Origin of the sequence: Ralstonia soli (assembly GCF_023955655.1) — a bacterium.
In the GTDB taxonomy this organism is placed as follows: domain Bacteria; phylum Pseudomonadota; class Gammaproteobacteria; order Burkholderiales; family Burkholderiaceae; genus Ralstonia; species Ralstonia soli.
In genome coordinates, this window is the sequence record NZ_JAMXHT010000004.1 from 568,545 (window position 1) to 583,577 (window position 15,033).

13 protein-coding genes and 1 pseudogene are annotated in these 15,033 nt (G+C 61.5%); 5 read left to right on the top strand and 9 right to left on the bottom strand.

Features of this window, described 5'->3' with window-relative positions:
- Positions 1-19: 19 nt before the first annotated feature.
- From NG900_RS12905 to NG900_RS12930, 6 genes are all read right to left on the bottom strand, one after another.
- Complete coding sequence (locus NG900_RS12905; protein ID WP_252680776.1) at positions 20-409, bottom strand: nuclear transport factor 2 family protein; 390 nt, start codon at positions 407-409, stop codon at positions 20-22.
- 77 nt (positions 410-486) lie between these two features.
- Positions 487-1,845: an NAD(P)/FAD-dependent oxidoreductase gene (locus tag NG900_RS12910; RefSeq protein ID WP_252680940.1), complete on the bottom strand. Its 1,359-nt coding sequence runs from the start codon at positions 1,843-1,845 to the stop codon at positions 487-489.
- Between the two features lie 774 nt (positions 1,846-2,619).
- A complete protein-coding gene (locus NG900_RS12915) occupies positions 2,620-3,558 on the bottom strand; it encodes an ABC transporter permease subunit (protein WP_252680778.1) in 939 nt (312 codons plus the stop codon).
- Entirely contained in the window at positions 3,551-4,366 is an 816-nt protein-coding gene (locus tag NG900_RS12920; protein ID WP_252680780.1) for a taurine ABC transporter ATP-binding protein, read from the bottom strand. The genes NG900_RS12915 and NG900_RS12920 overlap by 8 nt, the downstream gene beginning before the upstream one ends.
- 58 nt (positions 4,367-4,424) lie before the next feature.
- On the bottom strand, positions 4,425-5,414 hold the full coding sequence (gene tauA / locus NG900_RS12925; protein ID WP_420804149.1) for a taurine ABC transporter substrate-binding protein: 990 nt from the start codon (positions 5,412-5,414) through the stop codon (positions 4,425-4,427).
- A 635-nt stretch (positions 5,415-6,049) separates the two neighbouring features.
- Entirely contained in the window at positions 6,050-6,808 is a 759-nt protein-coding gene (locus NG900_RS12930; protein WP_252680784.1) for a GntR family transcriptional regulator, read from the bottom strand.
- A gap of 164 nt (positions 6,809-6,972) precedes the next feature.
- Here NG900_RS12930 and NG900_RS12935 point away from each other — a divergent pair, with 164 nt between their 5' ends.
- From NG900_RS12935 to NG900_RS12945, 3 genes are read left to right on the top strand one after another with little or no spacing between them, the layout of a single operon-like run.
- Positions 6,973-7,176 carry a DUF3311 domain-containing protein gene (locus NG900_RS12935; RefSeq protein WP_252680786.1) on the top strand — a complete coding sequence of 68 codons (204 nt, stop codon included), beginning with the start codon at positions 6,973-6,975 and terminating at the stop codon, positions 7,174-7,176.
- Positions 7,173-8,651, top strand: coding sequence for a sodium:solute symporter family protein (locus tag NG900_RS12940; protein ID WP_252680788.1), 1,479 nt, complete (start codon positions 7,173-7,175; stop codon positions 8,649-8,651). The genes NG900_RS12935 and NG900_RS12940 overlap by 4 nt, the downstream gene beginning before the upstream one ends.
- Before the next feature lie 36 nt (positions 8,652-8,687).
- Positions 8,688-9,896: an amidohydrolase family protein gene (locus NG900_RS12945; RefSeq protein WP_252680790.1), complete on the top strand. Its 1,209-nt coding sequence runs from the start codon at positions 8,688-8,690 to the stop codon at positions 9,894-9,896.
- Between the two features lie 114 nt (positions 9,897-10,010).
- Here NG900_RS12945 and NG900_RS12950 read toward each other — a convergent pair whose 3' ends face one another.
- Entirely contained in the window at positions 10,011-10,787 is a 777-nt protein-coding gene (locus tag NG900_RS12950) for an alpha/beta hydrolase family protein (protein WP_252680792.1), read from the bottom strand.
- Complete coding sequence (locus NG900_RS12955; RefSeq protein WP_252680794.1) at positions 10,784-11,938, bottom strand: DUF3182 family protein; 1,155 nt, start codon at positions 11,936-11,938, stop codon at positions 10,784-10,786. Before NG900_RS12955 ends, NG900_RS12950 begins: the two co-directional genes overlap by 4 nt.
- A gap of 177 nt (positions 11,939-12,115) precedes the next feature.
- Here NG900_RS12955 and NG900_RS12960 point away from each other — a divergent pair, with 177 nt between their 5' ends.
- Positions 12,116-12,463, top strand: a complete 348-nt coding sequence (locus NG900_RS12960; RefSeq protein ID WP_252680796.1) for a hypothetical protein — start codon at positions 12,116-12,118, stop codon at positions 12,461-12,463.
- A 410-nt stretch (positions 12,464-12,873) separates the two neighbouring features.
- On the opposite strand, the pseudogene NG900_RS12965 reads toward NG900_RS12960, so the two are convergent.
- A pseudogene (locus tag NG900_RS12965) lies at positions 12,874-13,074 on the bottom strand (SDR family NAD(P)-dependent oxidoreductase); the annotation flags it as partial.
- Between the two features lie 279 nt (positions 13,075-13,353).
- On the opposite strand from NG900_RS12965, the gene NG900_RS12970 reads away from it, so the two are divergent.
- Positions 13,354-15,018: a fatty acid--CoA ligase gene (locus tag NG900_RS12970; protein WP_315862371.1), complete on the top strand. Its 1,665-nt coding sequence runs from the start codon at positions 13,354-13,356 to the stop codon at positions 15,016-15,018.
- Positions 15,019-15,033: the final 15 nt, after the last annotated feature.

Genomic DNA, 15,033 nt, shown 5'->3' on the forward strand with positions numbered 1-15,033 from the left:
GGCCCCACCGGCACGCCCCTCAAAGCGGTTTGCGATCCTTGCGGTAAGCGTTCTTCACCGCGATCTTGCCGTCTTTGAAGGTGAATACGTCCACCATGCGCGCCTCGATACGCGTTCCGTCGGAGCTGGTACCGCGAAACGTGGACTCCGAGACACCGCGATCACCGCTCACGAAGTGCTCGCCCTCCTTCCACGAGGCATCGGGAAAGGTTTCCCAGGCAAGGGCGAAACCTTTGCGTACCTCGTCGCGTCCTTTAAAAGTCCGGCCCATTAGATCAGGACCGGCCACGCCGTGGAACACGCACTCATCCGCCATGCAGTTCATCAGGGCTTCGATGTCATGGCGATTCCACGCATCGTTGAAATTGACGAGAAGGCGGACGTAGTCTTGGTTAGATTGAGTCGTCATGTTCTTGATTGACCAATTCGTTTTAAAGGTAGGCTTTCAAAATTCACTGTTCAGAGAGAAACGATGATGCGATGCCGCTATCGCTTCTCGTCCTGGGCCTGATATTTTTGATAAAGAAAACGCTGGCCGATGCGACGGAACGGTGCGAACCCCTTCCACTTCACCATGCCCATGACATTCGGATATTCGAGCTCGGAGTTATAGATCGGCAGGTCGTCATAGCCCGCCCACTTGCCTGCGATGCGCTGAGCCATGCGCCGCCCGGCGTGGGCGGAAAATGACACGCCGTTGCCTCCGTAGCCGACAGCGTAGAAGACACTCTGGTGCGGGTCAGGCTGCATGACACGGGGCATCATGTCGTGGCTGACGTCGACCCACCCCCACCACGAGAAATCGACGCGAATGCCGGCGAGCGAGGGAAACTTGCGCTGCAGGCCTTCTACGAGCACAGCCATGTGCCGAGGGTTGGAAGCATCCGCGCCGGTAATCGCGCTACGGCTGCCGATCTGCACGCGGTTGTCGGGCAGCAGCCGATAGTAGTAGCGCAATGTGCGCGTGTCCGTGATCACCAGGTGGGTACGGAAATTGGTGGAGGCAATCTCTTCCGGCGTCAGTGGGCGCGTCACGAGAGAGTTCGAGAGGATGGGCATGATCTTCGCGGACAACGCGTCATGCACATCGTTGCGTGTATAGCCGCCGGTCGCAAACGCCACCGCTTTCGCGCGAATGACACCCCGCTGCGTGCGCACGTGATGCACCCCTCGCACTGTCTCGACGCCCAGCACGGCCGTACCAGGATGGACCTTCACGCCCAGCGCGCGCGCCATGCGCAGATAACCGAACGCAAGCTTGAGTGGGTGCACGCCAATGCCATCCGGCTCCAGCAACGCACCGCAACTTTCCTTGTCATCGACATACGTCTGAGCAACTTCCGCGGCGCTCAGCATGCGCGTGTCATAGCCGAACACATCCCGCATGACTTTGCATTCATTACGGAGGAAAGCCATTTTGCGCTCGCGATGCGCGATATACAGATGGCCGCCCGGTTGGGGATCGCAAGGCACCTCACTAACAAGTTGCTTGAAGGTATTGAAGCCCTCCCGGATCTCCGCGTCGAGTTTGAGGGCGGTCGCTTTGCCCCAGCGCTCAATCCACTGTGAACGATACAGTCGACCGCTTGCGTTCTGCCCCTGGCCACCATTGCGGCTGGTGCAGCCCCAGACGGCGCGGTTTGCGTCGACAACCGTCGCACGAATGCCGTGCTCGCGCGCCAGAAAAAGCGCCGTCGAAAGCCCCGTGAAACCCGAGCCAACGATTAGCACATCGACATCGGCATCCCCCTCGAGCGGGCCATCATCTTCAGGAGGATCGCCCGCGGAGGCCACCCAATACGTAGGCGCGTACTCCATCCCATAATTAAAGGCACGCGAGACCATCGGATCATAAGACGCATCGTAAGGGTCGAACGCGGCCCTGCAAACCGGAGCAATCAAATCAGTTGTAGCCACGATATCTCCTTGATAGATGCTCAAATACTGCTCCGAATATCGAAGGATGCTTAGTACCAGCCCAATACGTTCGATAGTGCCAGCCCACGCGACTTTCCCGCGATAGACAACAACGACTCATGCGCAATTGCAGCCCCGCGCTCAGCCTTGGATAGCCAGTTGTCGGCGACATCGATCCGCGCCTTCTGGCCTTTTACGCTGGCCGATAAAATCGGCGCGTCGATATTCGGTATGCACGGACATTGCGGTGGAAGGTGTGTCAGCGGGCAATGAAGGCGCGCTGGAAAATCTTTCGCCATCGACGTGACAGCCCGTCTCAAGCGAGGGCCCATCGAAGCGATGCAGCGCGCTTGACTCCTGGCCTGGCGCGACCAAGCACGACGACCGTGAGCCGGCCGGCGTGGATGTCTCCGACATTGATCGCACGCTGGTGCCGCGTATTGAGAACATCGGATGCCCCCTTTGACCCGCGACGGAGCTCCGAGCAGAGGGGCATCGATACCGCGGTCTGCCGGTCTTGATGGCAACACGCCGGCTACTCTGTCATCCGCCTGCCGGCACGTTGACAGCGTTGGCGAAAGATCAATCCAACTGCCCTTTGAACCCGTCGCCAAGAGCGACGCCAGAGCGCCCATCAAGGTTCGCAACCACACCACGGGAGGCGTCGTCGCGAACCCGCCGATACACCGGGTCAGTCTCCGCTCAGACTTTCCCTTTCCAAGGGACGAGCACCTTCTCTGCGTAGCGCATGAGCATGTCAAAGCAGAGCGCGAAGAAGCCGATCACGATGATGCCCATGATGACGACATCGCTCGCAAGAAATTCCGCCGCGTTCAACACCATAAAACCGAGGCCGCTTGTCGATGCAACCATCTCGGCAGCCACGAGCGTCGTCCAGCCAACGCCAATGCCGATGCGCATCCCGGTAAATATCTCCGGCAGTGCCGACTTCAGGATCACGTGCAGAATCACCTGCGTGCGCGTTGCACCCATCGAATACGCCGCGTGAATCTGCTCGATCGAAACCGATCGCACCCCTGCGCGCGCTGCAATTGCGAGCGGCGCAAAAATCGCGAGATAAATCAGAAACACCTTCGAAAACTCGCCGATACCGAACCAGATAATGACGAGCGGCAGATACGCAAGCGGCGGCAGCGGCCGATAGAACTCGATCGGCGGATCGAAAATGCCCCGCATGATGCGCGACACGCCCATCAGAACACCAATCGGAATGGCCGTTGCGCACGCGAGGGCGAATGCGCCAAACACGCGCAACAAGCTGATCTCGGTGTGCTCCGCCAGCGTAGAGTTCGCGAAACCTTCCGTCGATACCGAGATGAACTTCGCATAGACCGCCTGTGGCGACGGCAGGAACAGCGGCTTGATCCAGTGAAGGTTGGTCGCAAGGAACCAGAGCGCGACGAGAATGAAGATCGTCACAAAGCTGGTCACTGCGCTACTGCCCTGCCCCGGCGCGCCAAACGATCCGCCTGGCTTGACCGGCTTCTTCGCGAACAATGACGTCGGACGCCGAGGCCCTCTTGGCGATACAGACTGCTTATCCTGCTGTACGCCAACCTTCCGATCGACATGCGATGACACCACGGCCTGCGCCGGATGCGTGGTTTTCAAACTAGACATGTGCGACCTCCTGTCGGGTTTCGGCCCCGCGCTCATCGCCATAGATGATGCCGAGTACGCGCTCGCGCATCTCGATAAAATCCTGGCTTGACTTGACTGCACGCGCGTCGCGCGTTTCGAGGAAACGTCGATTGAAATCGAGTTCGTATGTGTGCGTGATGCGACCGGGGCGCGGTGACATCACGATCAGGCGACTCGCGAGAAACAAGGCCTCTTCGACACTGTGCGTGATGAAGAAGAACATCTTGTTCGTCTTGATCCAGACGTCGAGCAGGAGCTCCTGGATCGTTTCGCGCGTGAGCGCATCGAGCGCGGCCATGGGCTCATCCATCAGCAGCATCGCCGGGTCACAGGTCAGCGCGCGGGCGATCCCGACACGCTGCTGCATCCCGCCTGACAGCTGATAGATCATGTGCTCATGAAAGTCCTGCAGACCGACGAGCGCCAAATTGCGCGCCGCGATCTCGCGCCGCTCCTTTTTCCCCACGCCCTGCAGTTTCAAACCGAACTCGGCGTTTTCCATGACATTCAGCCATGGCAACAACGCATGTTTCTGGAAGACAACTCCACGATCGGCTCCTGGGCCCAGGATCGGCTCTCCGCCAAGCAGCAACTGGCCCGTCGTGGGCGCGGTGAAGCCTGCCATCATCGACAGTAGCGTCGTCTTGCCGCAGCCCGATGCGCCCAGCGCGACCACAAAGTCGCCCTGGCCAATCGTCAAGTTGATGTTGTCGAGTGCGTGGACCGACTCGCCGGTATGGCGGCCAGGAAACACTACGCTCACATCTCTGATCAGCATGCTTTCCATCTGTGCGTCTCCTCCTTGATAGCGGACGGGCGCGGTGGCCCGTCCAGCTGCACATCCATTACTTCAGCTTCATCGCGGCTTCGGCGTAGGCGGACGTCACGTACGGAGCGTAGTCAGGCCGGATTGCGTTGACGCGCTTTTGATCCTTCAGGAAGTTCGATGTGTCTTTCAGCGCGAACGCTGCTCGGCTGTCCTTGCCGCCGCCGAGCCAAGTGTTGGAGGCCTGTTCCTGCAACGTCGGAAACGCGTAGAGCGCAAGGGAGCCTGACACGTCGGCCGGCGTTCCCCCAACCATCTTTGCGATGGTGGCGGCCTGTGGCGACGACGGGCCCCATTGCGCGGCGTTCTTCCGATACTGGTCATCCAGATCGGCGATCGCCTTGACCAGCTTCGCCATGAATTCCTTGTGTTCTTCGCCCCACTTACGATCGACCGCAATGCCGTCGAACGTCGGCTTGCCCAACGCCGCCAACTCACCGGAAGTCACCAGGACCTTGCCCGATTTCTTCAATTGAGCGAGGGCCGGATCCCACACGTAGGCCGCGTCGATGTCACCACGTTCCCATGCCGCGACAATCTGGTTCGGCTGCATGTTCAGCAGCTTCACCGAAGAAGGGTCGATCCCCCAATGCTGCAGGGCGAACATCATGTGATAGTGGGTCGTCGAAACGAACGGCACCCCGAGAGTCTTGCCCTTCAGGTCCGCTGGCTTCGTGATGCCGGAGCCGTTGCGGACAACCATTGCCTCGGCGTTATTGATGTTGTCGAGAATCCAGAACAACTGCAGATCGAGGCCCTGGCTGACTGCCGCCGCCAGCGGGCTGGACCCCAACACGCCGATCTTGACGTCGCCCGAAGCCATCGCGGCGGCCACCTTTGCACCCGATTCAAACTGGCGCCAGTTGATCTTGTAGCCCGTTGCCTTGGCGATCGAGCCGTCGGCAATACCGATGATCCACGGATCAACGATTTGCTGGTACGCGATGGTGACTTCTTTGTCTTCAGCATGGCTGACCGGCGCGAAACCCATTGCGAACATCGCGAGCATCAGCAAGGCAAGCGCGCGAACTGGTGCGACAAGGCGCCTAAGCCCGAAAAACAAGATCGTGAAGCCAGAAATGTGGCTCGATTTCATGGTGGACCCCAAAGAGGTAGGTTATCTAGGCACGCCACGTGGGCGCGCCCCGGCTCAGCAAAGATTGGCGATACCGGTGTCACGCCGGTAACTCAGTATCAGCAGCGCAATTCAGAAGCGTTAGTACCAGACAACCCAGACCTTTGGGTCCAGGTCTAGCCCCGATAACCAAGCCCTCGATTGCCCGTGTTTGTTGTAAACATTGGGTTGGATGGGTGCAATGGACCAGGCCAACATGCACCTGTTTCGGAACACGAACTCGGGATATCCCTATGCCGGGGCAGTTCGTCTCTGCCACCTCGCTCCTCGCGCTGCGTTGCGCATACGCCACGTCGCCTAGCGACGCGATTGCTGCAGTCCGATGCGTTCAGGTCCGGGGATTCGCTTCGACATCCGCCTGGGGGATAGCGCACAGAAATGGCGCATCGAAGCTCGATATCGCGCCTACGATTGGAAGCAACGCGCCCGCCTGGCACGTTGCGCCGGCGCGCACTACCGCTAGCCGGCCATTGGGGTAATTGCGCTGGCCAGCAAGTCGGGCGTGAGGATCAGGACTGCCCGATACTCGCGGCGAAGATTGCCTTGACGTCAGGCACATCCTCGGCTCGCATTGCCTGCTCGACCACGCGTTTCTCGATGTCGTCGAGGTGTGCGGTCATCAAGTCGATGGTGGCATGTAGACGGTCCGTCTGCAGCGCAGCGACCAGTGCACGGTGTTCGGTCGGCGCGCACTCGATGAATTCCGCCGGATCGTACAGCGCCTTGTACAGCTCGGTCTTCGCAATCAGCCGCTGCACGAACGCCAGCAAATCGGCGCTGCCGACCATCTCCGCAAGCAGTACGTGGAATCCGCCGGCGAGGCGGACGGATGCCTCGCGCTGGTGTCCATGGAACGCCGCTTCCTCGGCTTCCACATGCTGCGCCAGCCGTGCAATCTGCTCGCCCGACAATCGCCCGCACAGTGTCGCGACAATGCCCGCCTCGACGGTGCGGCGCGCGCTGTAGACCTGCCGGATGTCTTCCACCGACGGCTGCGGCACGTAGGCGCCGCGATTCGGCTCCAGGTGGAGCTTGCCCTCAGCGCCCAGCCGCGCCAGCACCTTGCGTACCGCCCCGCGCGTACAGCCAAACGCTTCCGCCAGATTGCGCTCGCGCAGCGGCATGCCCGGCCGCAACTTACCGGCCATCAACGCAGCGCAGATGGCCGCATGGATGCGCGCTTCGACGCCGGCTTCGGGAAGCACTTCGGCGCCGGCTTCGCCGGCAATCGGTGTGGGGCTCGTGTGACCGATGGTCATTGTGGGCATAGGAGACATGACGGCCAGAGAGGTAACCGGGCGTCAGTCATTGTAAGTCAGGCCTGACAGAGCTTCCGCGTTGGTTGCCCATTGATCGGGGTAATTACTAACCGCGCTGGTCAACCATCTTACCTACACTTGGTTGACCAAAATACCCACATAGAGGAGACGGCGTGAAACTTAGCCATTTGTTGGCGGCACTGCCGCTGGCCGCAATCTACAGCGGTGGCCTGATTGCCGAGCATGTCCACGCACTCGTGCTTGGCATCCCGTTCCTCCTGGCCTGGAATGCGCTGTGGGCCATCCTGACATCCGTGATCATGGCCGTGATGTTCCATCACGACGGCAGCAGCATCGAACCCGAGGAGCAGGCATGAGCAGCGCCCTTCTCGTCATCGGCTTTTTTCTTGCTTTCGCACTCTTCGTTGGCATTCGCGCGAAAGGCGGCCGGACCATGAACCTCGAGCAGTGGTCGGTTGGCGGCCGCGGCTTCGGCACCGTGCTGGTGTTCCTGCTGATGGCCGGTGAATCGTTCTCCACTACGATCTTCCTCGGCGCGAGCGGATGGGCGTACAGCAAAGGGCCGCCCGTCTTCTACATCCTCGCCTATGGCTGCTTGGCCTACCTCCTCGGCTACTGGATCCTGCCAGCCGTGTGGCGCTACGCCACCGCGCACAAGCTCGTTTCTTTCTCCGACTTCTTCGCCTCAAAGTACGACAGCCGCTCGCTCGGCGTGCTGGTGTCGCTGGTGGCCGTGCTGGGCATGGCATCACTCCTGATCATCCAATTGCGCGGTCTCGGAATTATCGTGTCCGAAGCGTCTTACGGCTCCATCTCCCAGCCGATGGCTGTCTGGGGTGGTGCGCTGGCGATGATCAGCTACATCCTGATCTCCGGCATTCACGGGTCGGCCAGCATCGCGATCTTCAAGGACATCCTGATCGTCTCGCTGGCGGTTTTTCTTGGCGTCTACCTGCCGCTGCACTACTACGGCAGCTACGGCGCGATGTTCCAGGCAATCGAGGCCGCCCGGCCCGGCTTCATGCAGATGCCAGCCGAGGGGCTGAACCTGTCTTGGTACAACTCGACCATCCTGCTGACGATGCTCGGCTACTTCCTGTACCCGCATGTATTCATCTCGGTCTACTCGGCAACGAGCGCGAAGGCGGTGCGCAGGAACGCAGTCGTGATGCCCATCTATCAACTCGTCATCGCGTTCATGTTCCTTGTCGGTTTCGCTGCCATCCTGAAGGTGCCCGGCCTGCAAGGCGCGGACTCCGATCTTGCTCTGCTCCGACTCGCCAAGGCGACCTTTGATCCGTGGTTCATCGGCGTGATCGGCGGTGCGGGCATCCTGACCGCGCTTGTGCCGGGGTCCACCATCCTGCTGAGCGCCTCCACGCTGATCGCCAAGAACGTCTACCAGCAAGGCTTCGCGCCGCATGCGACCGAGCGGCAGATCACGCTGATTGCCAAATGCGTGTTGCCGCTGTTCGGGCTGCTGGCGGTCTACTTCGTGCTGCGCGGCGGGGCGACGTTCGTGGCGCTGGCGCTGTTCGCGTCGAGCCTGCTGACGCAACTGTTCCCGTCGTTCTTCTTCAGCCTCCTGCCGCGCCGCTTCGGCAACAAGTACGCTGCCTTCGCCGGCATCTTCGCGGGCGGGGCGGTGCTCGGTGCCATCACGCTGTCGGGCAAGGGGCTTGCAGCGTGGCTGCCGGGCTGGCCGGTAGCGGTGCAGTCGCTCAACGCAGGGTTGGTGGCCCTTGCCGTCAACCTGGCAGTGTTCGTGGTGGTCGGCACGCTCACGCACCGCCGGCCCATGCTTCCGACGGCGCAGGCGCTGTCCTCCTGACCCTCCTCTGATCCCGATCCATTCGCGAGGCATGCAATGAATCCACTGCTGGTTCGAAACGTCCAGCTCCCCGTCAGCGATGCCGTCCACCACGCCAGCGATACCGCCGTCGACATCCTCATCGAGAAAGGAGAATTCCAGCGCATCGGCCCAAATCTCGAAGCACCGCCCGGCTGCGTAGTCGAGGACGGTGGCGGCGCAATGGCGCTACCCGGCCTCGTCGAAGCACATACCCACCTGGACAAGACCCTGTGGGGCATGCCGTGGTATCGAAACGAAGTCGGGCCGAATCTGACCGACCGCATCGACAACGAAAGGCGGTGGCGCGCCGCCACCGGCCACGATGCCCGCGCGCAATCGCTGGCGCTGGCGCGCGCCTTTCTCGCAGCAGGCACCACGCGGCTGCGCACCCATGTTGATATCGATACCGATGCCGGCCTGCGCCATTTGCACGGAGTGCTCGCCACCCGCGAAGCGCTGGCCGCGCAGATGCAGATGCAAATCGTCGCGTTCCCGCAATCCGGTGTGCTCGGGCGGCCTGGCACGGAAGCCCTGCTGGACGAGGCGCTGCGTAGCGGCGCAGACATCCTCGGCGGTCTTGATCCTTGCGCCATCGAGGGTGACCCCGTACGCGCGCTTGACACCCTGTTCAGCCTCGCCCAGCGCCACGGTTGCCCGCTCGATCTCCACCTCCACGAGCCCGGCAGCATGGGCGCGTATTCGCTCGATCTGATTCTTCAGCGTACGGCAGCGCTGGGTATGCGCGGCATGGTCACGGTCAGCCACGCATTCTGTCTCGGCGACATCGCCGAGAACGAGCGCGATGCGTTGCTGCGGCGCATGGCCGACCTCGACGTGGTCATCGTGACCACCGCACCGCCGTCGCGCCCCGTCCCGCCAGTCGCCGCCTGTCGAGCAGCGGGTGTGCGAGTGGTTGGCGGCAACGATGGCATCCGCGATACCTGGACACCCTACGGCTCCCCCGACATGCTCGAGCGCGCCATGCTGATTGGCCTGCGCAACAACTTCCGCCGCGACGACGAGATTGCGGTCGCGCTCGACTGCGTGACCCACGCGGCCGCCGCCGCTTGCGGCTTCGGCCGCTATGGTCTTGCGCGGGGCGATCGCGCGGATCTGGTGCTGGTGAATGCGCAGACGGTGGCCGAAGCCGTTGTCGCACGGCCGGTACGGCAACTGGTGGTATCGGCTGGGCGCATCGTGGCGCGCAATGGCGTGCCGGCATGAACTGCCCGACGCGCTCACCGCACCACTCTCGGGTGCATCGCTCATTGCCGATTTGCCACCCTACCCGCTGCGCGATTGGCACAACGCAGCGTTTCTTTTCGAATCCGCAGGCGATCACTCCTTCGCTGGACCCGGCGTCGCACCGCGGGCGCCGGCACGCAATCCTGCGACCATCTCGCTTAGCCAGTTTTCGAGCATCGCGGTGTATGCCCGCTGGCTGCCGGCGTCGGAAAGGCCGTGATCTGCGCCATCAATGACGCGATACGTGAGGGAATGTGCCTGCATGAAGGCTTGCAGATAGCTGGCGATGACGGTGTGCGGAACCCGTTGATCGTGTTCGGATTCGACCAGCAGCACGTCCCCTTTGAAATTCGCAGCCGCGCGTAACGCGCGATTCTCGGTCGACGGCACGATTCGGCTGCGATAGGCGACAAGATCGTGTTCCACATGCAAGGCCCGCTTCGGAATTGTCCAACCTTCGTCGAGATAGAGTGCAGGCACGCGTAGCCCCAGCCAGCGCACGGGACGCAATTCGGTCATGATGGCGGCAAGGTAACCTCCATAGCTGCTGCCCACCACGGCAATCGCATTGCTGTCGATCAATGGATGTGCCGCCAGCACGTCGTACGCGGCGAGCAAATCATTGAGATTCGCTTGCCGCGTCACAGATTGCTGTTCGCTTTGCGTGCGACCATGTCCGGTCAGATCAAACGTGAGGCACACGCAGCCGATCGCGGCAGCCAGGCGCGCACGCTCGATGTACTGCTCCTGACTGCCACCCCATCCATGCACAAAAAGCACGCCAGGCACCGTGGTCTTCGGTACGAGTACGGTGCCCTCGAGATGGCCGTTTTCGACCTTGATCTGCACACGGTAATGGTCTGCCGTCATGCGCAGTTTCCCCCTGGAATCGAACCGCTTTCCGCCGTGTAGAACTTCGTGATCTCGCCCACTCGCGCATCCACGCCGCGGTAGACCAGACGGGCCCCCTCGGGCACCTGTACGCCGTGACCGTAGAGTTCACGCGTCGATGCGTGCACCACCTGGGCCTCTGGCTCAGCGCTGAATATGCGTAACGCGCCGATCTCCGCACCGGTAGCACCGCCAACGCGCCACGATTGCTCCAGTACGCCGCAATGCTGCACACCGGCATCATCCAAGCCGCGCGCCACGTCATAGTTGCGCCTCGATGCGAAGAAACCCGCGTAGTTGCTCTGCACCGCGGCATCGAATGCGCGCGCCTTGGCAATGGCTTCGCGTGCTCCGTCGGAGAGCTCAAGATTCATCAACGAATCAAACCCGCCGCGCACCACTGTCAAATCCGTGCCGCCATAAACCTCATGGCCGTGGTTGTTGACGGTCAAATGCTGGACACCGTGGTAGCTCGCCACGATGTCACCGAAGAGAACCTGTCCAACGCTGATGGTCTCTACCGTGCTCAAATGCCGCTCGACTACGATGCCTGCGGCGCGTAACACCTGATCGTCAAGCGCATCCAGCACCACCTCCAGTTGTTCTCTGCTCGCGACAAGCTCTTGCCCAGCGCCACCCGTTCCATCGGCCCGCTTGATGCGGACCCGGCCGCCATCCAAGAGCAGATGCGCGGCACGGCGAGCATCCGCGCGCGAAAACACCGAGTAGCCGGGCAAGACGAGTGAGGCGGTGCGTGCGCTGAACTGGTCTGACCAGCCCGGTGGCGAAGACTTCCCTCCAACCAGCAAGCCATGGGCAATCAACTTCGTCGCGGCAACGGCACACGGAACGACGCCACCATAAAGATCATGCGCCGACCCCACGCCGAGCTTGCCCGCCTCCACCAGCGTTAGCGTGTCGTCGGCAATCAGGTAGCAGTGCGTCGGGGGAGCGCACGATTCGTCGATCTCGCCGGCAAATTGCGTGCCTTTCAGTGCTGCGATCTGCCGCGCCAGCTCTCTCAGCGTGTCGATTTCGTGGCCACGTGGCGCTGCGATGCGCCCGCTGCGATACAACACAATGACGGGTACCGCCATCGAGGCGGATGCCAAAGCATTCGAGGGTTCCATGCTGCTCTCCCGCGACGGGACAGCACGTCAGTTGAACGCACCACCATCGCCAGTCGCTTCTCTTGCATCGCAAGGCGCATGCCGGTCGATGCGATACAAGAACGGGGCGGCAATGTATCCCTCGTAACCGGCGCAACCACGTGTGCAGCCAGCGCGGATGGAATTCGGTCTGGCAGGATGAACGCCGCGCTGGAGGCCGGGATCGTCAAGGAGCCCTTCACCTTCCATGACCTGCGCGCCTACGACGCGACTACGCACAAGTCAGAACGGGGCACGCTGCCCGATCTGCATGCCAACCCTGCCATCACGGCTCGGGCTACGACCGAAACAAGGTCATCAAGCGGAAGGCGCTGTGAGCAGGGAGTATTTCCGCCGTGGGGATATGGCGAAAATAAACCACTACGGATGTCCAGAAACAAAAACAGCGCCTATCGTAAGGCGCTGTTTTGTAAGGAATTCTTTGGGGTGGCTGATGGGACTCGAACCCAGATGTGGGGGGATTCAGGGGGAACCAAGGGGAGCTAACCCTTTGATTTTTATAGAAACCCAGAAAATCAGTTCCCCTGCATTTCCCTATTTCTTCCCCGGATTCTTCCCCAGAAACCGGTTGCCAGACGGCCTCCCTCAATTCGAGATTCCTGCGCAACACGTGTCAAGCCTCCGTGTTGCGACTGAAGTTCTCCGGAACCGGCGGCCCCATAGATGCCTTCGAACACACTCGATGTCTGTGCAACCCAGCCACTTCGCCAAGATGGATGGGCGGACCTGCCCTACGGGGCGGCACATGCCCAGACGAAGGACTTGGGCGCTGGGACGGATCGCACGGCGCGATGCGGAGATCAGCATCGCATCGGGCGCATCGATTGAACTCGCCGTCGACAACGCCGGTATGACGGCACTGACGCGTTTCGATGAAGGTAAGTCCATCGCCTCATGCCGCTTCCGCCCGCCGTCAAGATTTCGTCCATCGGTTGCTCGCCGTCTGCCATACGCCTGCCGGCAAGCACCATCCGGCATCCCGCATTTGCCAGTGTCAGCGCGAAGTGACGGCCAAGGCCACCGAATGCGCCAGTGACAAGAGCCACTTTGCCGTCCAGATCGGGAAACACGGGGGATAGGCGCGGTGTGGAAGCCATATTTGCGATCTCCTTCGAAGCGGTGACGGAGCGCAAATCTTCCATGACGTGGATTCGTCGGCCGCTCCTGAATGGCTGCCACAGATTAAGCCGCCGCTTTCGATCGGCCAGCCACCCTAATGGGGAGCCCCCTATCCACGCCTGGCCGCTCCCCAATTGGGGGGCTGGCATGTCGGACCGTGGCGCTTACGCTTCCAAGCACCTGGCGGCCTTTTCGCACGCATGCCAAGACTTCAGCGCGCTGCCACACCCGCAGCTACAACGTCCAAGGAGCCTCCCGTGTCACGGCTTATCCCTATTCCGCGTACGCCTTCCGCGTACGCCTATCCGTTGCTGATCAAGCAATTGCTGCATGCCCCCATGGCGGTCAACCCGGAGCAGGAAATCGTCTATCGGGGCCAGGTGCGGCACTCGTACTGGACGATGCGGCACCGCGTCGGCCAGTTGGCCAGTGGCCTGGATTCACAGGGCATCGAAGCCGGAGATACGGTTGCGGTGATGGACTGGGACAGCCACCGCTACCTCGAATCCTATTTCGGCATCCCGATGATGGGAGCCGTGTTGATGACGGTCAATGTGCGGCTCTCGCCAGAGCAGATTGCGTACACGCTGAATCACGCAGGCGTCAAGCTGCTGATGGTTCACGCCGACTTCCTGCCCGTGATCGAGGCAATCCGTGACCAGCTGGAAACCGTCGAGCGCCTGATCCTGATCAGCGACGACACGCTTTCCATCGAGAGCACACCATTACCCGAAGGATTTGTCGCCGAGTACGAAGCGCTGCTGGCTGCGTCGCCACCCGACTACGCTTTTCCCGACTTCGACGAAAACGCGCGCGCGACGACCTTCTACACCACGGGCACCACCGGCTTGCCCAAAGGCGTGTACTTCAGCCATCGGCAGATTGTGCTTCATACGCTGGCGACCATGGCGGCGCTGACCAGCGCTCCCAGCCAGGGGCGAGTGCACCGTGACGATGTCTATATGCCGCTGACGCCGATGTTCCATGTGCACGCGTGGGGGATGCCCTATGTAGCAACGGCTCTCGGCATGAAACAGGTCTATCCGGGGCGGTATGCGGCGGACCATCTGCTTCGGCTGATCAGCGGGGAGCGCGTCACGTTCTCTCACGGCGTTCCTACTCTGCTGCACATGCTGCTCTCACACCCCGACGCGGCCAACGTCGACCTGAGTGGTCTCAAGATCATCGTGGGGGGCTCGGCGCTGCCGCGCGGCCTTGCCCAGGCGGCACTCGATCGCGGCATCGACGTATTCACGGGCTATGGCATGTCAGAGACGTGCCCCATTCTGACCTTGGCGCAAGTCAAGACCACGCTGCGCGGCGATACCACCACCGAGCTTGATGTGCGAACCAAAACCGGCTTGCCAATTCCGCTGGTCGATCTGCGCATCGTCGATGACGAGATGCGCGACGTCGCGCACGATGGCAAGGCCAACGGTGAAATCGTGGTCCGGGCACCCTGGCTGACGCAGGGCTACCTCGGCAGTGCATCCGAGTCCGAACGGCTCTGGGCCGGCGGCTACCTGCATACCAACGACATCGGCTCGATTGACAGCGACGGCTACCTGCAGGTCACGGACCGTATCAAAGACGTGATCAAGAGCGGTGGCGAATGGGTGTCGTCGCTTGAGCTGGAGGACCTGATCTCGCGTCACCCTGCCGTCAGCGAAGTGGCCGTCATCGGCATCCGGGATACAAGGTGGGGCGAACGTCCGCTGCCGCTGATCGTTCTGCGGCCTGGGCAGTCGGCCGAGCCAGCCGACATCCTGGAGCATCTTCGCGACTTCGTCCGCCGCGGCGCAATCTCGAAATACGCGGTGCCGGATCGGGTGCTGTTCGTCGACGCGATCGAAAAAACCAGCGTAGGCAAGATCAACAAGCGCCTGCTACGCGAACAGTACCAGGCCGTGCTCCCGCTCTAGGTTTCCCTATCCGGA